This is a genomic window from Paracoccus hibiscisoli (assembly GCF_005048265.1).
GTDB lineage: Bacteria > Pseudomonadota > Alphaproteobacteria > Rhodobacterales > Rhodobacteraceae > Paracoccus > Paracoccus hibiscisoli.
Genome location: NZ_SUNH01000108.1, coordinates 1 through 690, shown reverse-complemented (window position 1 = coordinate 690; position 690 = coordinate 1). Strand labels below are relative to the sequence as shown.

The window sequence follows — 690 nt, the reverse complement described above, 5'->3', positions numbered from 1 at the left end:
CATGCGGTTAGGCGGGCAGCATGAGCAAGCCCGATCCCGCCCGCTACCGCACGACGAACTGGCCCGCTTACAACGCTGCGCTCAGGAAGCGCGGGTCTTTGTTGATCTGGCTGGACAAGGAGATGGCCTGGCACGCGGCACATGAGGGCCGCCCCGGGCGCCCGCCGGTCTTGTCGAATGCAGCGATCCAGTTCTGCCTGTCGATCAAGGTGCTTTTCAAGCTGCCGCTCAGGCAGACCGCCGGGATGGTCGCCAGCCTCCTTCGTCTGGCGGGGCTCGACTGGCCCGTGCCGGACTACTCCACGCTGTGTCGCCGACAGAAGACCCTGAAGGTGCAGATCCCATATCGCCGGGCCGGCGGCCCACTGAACCTGCTGGTGGACAGCACGGGTATCAAGTTCCTCGGCGACGGCGAATGGCAGGCCCGCAAGCATGGTGTTCAAGGACGGCGCCAATGGCGCAAGGTCCATCTAGCCATGGACACCGCTACCTCGGACATCCGCGCGGTGGAGTTCACCCCCAGCCGGGAAGGCGACAGCCCCGTTCTGCCGGACCTGCTGGACCAGGTCCCGAACGACGAAGACATCGGCACCGTGACCGCGGATGGCGCCTACGACACCCGCCGCTGCCACAGCGCCATCATCGCGCGCGGTGGCACCGCGATCATCCCGATCCGCAAGAACGGCCGCC

General features: G+C 66.8%; 1 protein-coding gene. It reads left to right on the top strand.

The window, feature by feature from the left end; genetic code table 11:
* Positions 1-20: 20 nt before the first annotated feature.
* A partial coding sequence (locus tag FA740_RS19545; protein ID WP_136858442.1) for an IS5 family transposase occupies positions 21-690 on the top strand: 670 nt, incomplete at its 3' end.